Here is a 3,537-nt window from a genome sequence, read left to right on the forward strand (position 1 = left end):
TATCGCGCCGCCGACGGCATAGGTCACCACCTCCGGGTCGGAGACTTCGAGTCTCTTTGACGCATGGATCTTCTGGATGTCCCTGGATAATCGCGAATACATCCCGAACCGCTTGTAGCCGGGGGGCGCGGAGATCCGGATGATGAAACGCGCCCAATCCTTCTTGAGCATCAGTATGCCAACGAAGGTGCGGATCGCCGTCGCCAGGGCTGCGCACGGATCGTCGATGGCGTAGATGGCCTCGTCGATCTTGCCGCCGACCGCTTCGAAGAGTTCGTTGGTTGCAGCTTCGAGAATGTCCTCCTTCGAATCAAAGTGGTTATAGAACGAGCCGAAGCCGACATCGGCGGCCTCGGTGATGTCGTTGATCGTCGCCGCGTCCGCGCCCTTCGCAGCCATTACAGACATCGCGGCGCGAATGAGTCGGTCGCGGGTCTTCTGTTTTTGTCGGGTCGATCGACTAGGTGGCTGGGTGACGCCCGCGCTGTCAGACATTTCCGGTCTCCGGCGACGGCGCGTAGAACGAATCTGCCGCTCCCGCCGCCGCGTTCTCCATACCTCTATTTCGCGCTTCGAAAAACGTATGGGTAAGGAAAAGCGCCGAGGACGCGTCGCGCGGCGGTCTCGTCTTCCGGCTTCGCCAGCTCTACAGTGACGGCCACGCCCTGCGACGGCGAAGGACCGGCCGTCAGGCGTGACGCCGGAACGCCGGCTTCAGCCAGCGCCTCGCCGAGCGCGGACTCGATTTCCCTGTATTTCAGCGCGGGCTTGAAGATCTTGCCGACCGGGGTGAGCGGAATCTGATCGACGACCCGAATATGCTTGGGCAGCGCGGCCCGCTCGCCGATGTTCGAGCGCGCGAATTTGGCCAGCTCGGCTTCGGTCACGGTCGCGCCGGGCTTCAACTGGACATAGGCGACAGGCAGCTCCCCGGCATGAGCGTCCGGTCTCCCGATCGCCGCGGCGAGCAGCACGTCGGGATGCTGGTGCAAGGGCTCTTCGATCGATGCGGGGTCGATATTGTGGCCGCCTCGGATGATCAGTTCTTTCTTCCGACCGGTCAGCCAAAAATAGCCATCGGCGTCGCGGCGTCCGAGATCGCCGGTGTCGAGCCACCTGCGCCCGTCGCCACAATCGATCCAGAGCGCGCGATTGTGCTCAGGAGACAGGTATCCCTCGAAAACGTTCGGCCCGGAGACGACAATGACGCCGACCTCGTCGGGCGAGCAGTCGCGGTAGCGTCCGCTTCCGTCATCGAGCTTCACCGTCTTCATGTTCTGCGAGGGCAAGCGCAATCCGATCGACCCGAAGCGGCGCTCGCCGCCCAGCGGATTGATACTGCTGACGCACGTCGCTTCCGTCAGACCGTAACCTTCCAGGATCTTGAGGCCTGTCCGCTCCTGGAACGCCCGGAAAACTTCGGCGGGCATCGGCGCCGCGCCGCAAAAGCCGTATTCCAACGAAGAAATGTCGTGCTCGCCGACCGGGACCTGCATGAGCGACGCATAGAGGGTCGGAACGCCGGAGAAGAAGTTCACTCGATGATGCTCGACGATTTCCCAGAAGCGCGCCACGACTCCTTCGCCGCGAAACCCTTGAGGCGTCCCCAACACGACATGCGCGCCCTGCGACAAAGGCAGGAGGCCCGTGACGAGCACGCCGTTCACGTGAAAGAGCGGCAAGCCGCAGAACAGCGTCTTGCCCGGGCCCACCGCGTCGCCCATGAACCGAGCGACAGAGAGGGCGTTGGCGACTTCGCAGCCCTGTCGGCGGATGGCGATCTTCGGCAACCCGGTGGTGCCGCCGGTGCAAAACATCGAGGAGCGATCCTCCGCGGCGATGACGCGATCGGAGTTCAACCGGTCACCGCCCTCGGCTGCAACGAGCGTCCAGAAATCGTGCACGGGCACTTCGCGGCCGCCGCTTCTTATCGGCTCGTCCGGCGGAGCCGAGTCAGCCTGTCGTCGCTGGGCGGCGCGAACGGCTTCGCGGGCCGGCGCCGGCAGCCGTTCGCTTATGTCGACGAGAACGACGTGTTCGAGCGTTGTCGCGACGTCCAGTTCGGGCCGAAGGCGCAGCCAGAGATCGACGCCAGGGAACGGCGCCGCGGTCACCAGTACCTTGGCTCCCGCCGCGGCCAGAAGAGCTGCGAGCGCCGACGGCTCCAGCAGCGGATTGAAGGCGGCGACGACGCAGACGGCCTCGGCGCCCCAGATCGTGAAATGCGTCTCGGGCAGGTTGGGCAGCACGTAGGCAACGACGTCGTCCTTGCCGACGCCGAGCCTCAGGAGCGCATTGGCGGTCTGGTTGATCCGTGCGACAAACTCGCGATAGGTCCAGGTCTCGCTTTCCCGAGGTCGCTCCGCGTTCATGAAGAAGGTTAAAGCGGGCGCGTCGGGCGCGCGCGACGCGCCGCGACAGATCAGCTCGTAGGTGCTCGAGGGGGCGTCGACGCCTGCGACGGCCGATTCGATGGCGAGCACATCGGCTTCGGTAGCGACGGATTTCATAGGCCTTCCTCCACGACGACGTTGCGTTGGACGCCGAGATCGATCGTCCCCGATGCATTGACGATAGTCGCTTCGACGACGTCGCCGGATTTCAAATACTGGCGCCGAGCAGCCTGCACTGCGAGAAACATCCGCCACTTCGTCGCCTCCGGCAGGAGGGCGGCGATCTTCTGGCGGAAGGACGAAGGAACGCTGAGCGCGCAGCCGGCGGGAGTGCCAGTCGCGATCAGATCTCCGGCGAAAAGGTCTTGCACTCCCGAGAGTTCGGTCAGGGTCTCGGCGGGTCCGAACACGAGGTTTGCGGTCGTGTCGTCCTGACGAACTTCGCCGTTGACGGTCAGCCGCAGGCGCAGGTTGCGGATCTCCGGCGCATCGCCTTTTTCCAGCATGCACAGCCGCGGACCCACGGGGCCGAATGTGCGATAGCTCTTGCCCTTGAAGAACTGCATCTGCGGAATCTGGATGTCGCGGGCCGAATAGTCGTTGACGATCACGAGGGCGGCGACGAACTCGATCAGGTTTGCGTCTGTGACGACAGTCGCGCGATCGATGTCCCGGCGCAGGACGAGACCGAGTTCGATTTCGTAGTCGAGGAAGCGCACGTGCGCCGGCTTCACGAGGACTGAGTCAGCGGCGACGATGCAGCTCGGCGCCTTGGTGAAGATCATGTTGTACGTCTTCGCGTCCGGGTCCATTCCCGACTCGATCATGTGACGCCGATAATTCGCGCCCTGGCAGATGAACTGCTGGTTGCGTGTGACCGGCGACAGGATCTCGACTTCGGATCGCGCGACGCCCGCTTCCCGCACTTGCTTCAGAGTTCCGACGTCGTTGCGCGACACGAACTCGCCGGTGGTCGCAAAGGCGCGGGGAACGCGAATGACCCGCTCGCCCTCAAGCACGCCCCAGCCGACCTCGCCGCCTTGTTTGAATCGAATGATGTTGACGGCCATGACCTGCCCGCAAAACGAGTCGACGATGCGCCTACGCTCAGGCGACGAGTTTGAGCAGCGAGACGATCTTCCCG

3 protein-coding genes are annotated in these 3,537 nt (G+C 64.0%); all 3 read right to left on the reverse strand.

Going from position 1 to position 3,537, the window contains the following annotated elements; translation table 11 throughout:
• Window positions 1–495 (reverse strand): TetR/AcrR family transcriptional regulator (locus tag ACLP25_RS30255; protein WP_442472793.1); only part of this gene is annotated, 495 nt, incomplete at its 3' end.
• Between the two features lie 65 nt (window positions 496–560).
• Window positions 561–2,510: an acyl-CoA synthetase gene (locus ACLP25_RS30260; RefSeq protein WP_442472794.1), complete on the reverse strand. Its 1,950-nt coding sequence runs from the start codon at window positions 2,508–2,510 to the stop codon at window positions 561–563.
• The coding region (locus tag ACLP25_RS30265; protein ID WP_442472795.1) for a fumarylacetoacetate hydrolase family protein at window positions 2,507–3,537 on the reverse strand (1,031 nt) is incomplete at its 5' end. The genes ACLP25_RS30260 and ACLP25_RS30265, both read right to left, overlap by 4 nt.

The sequence above is a fragment of the Roseiarcus sp. genome (genome assembly GCF_052145395.1).
Taxonomy (GTDB): Bacteria; Pseudomonadota; Alphaproteobacteria; order Rhizobiales; family Beijerinckiaceae; genus Roseiarcus.

Bases quoted from the DNA above. Each gene is read 5' to 3' on its own strand.
- ACLP25_RS30260 (WP_442472794.1), bottom strand. From the start codon at position 2,510: ATGAAATCCGTCGCTACCGAAGCCGATGTGCTCGCCATCGAATCGGCC.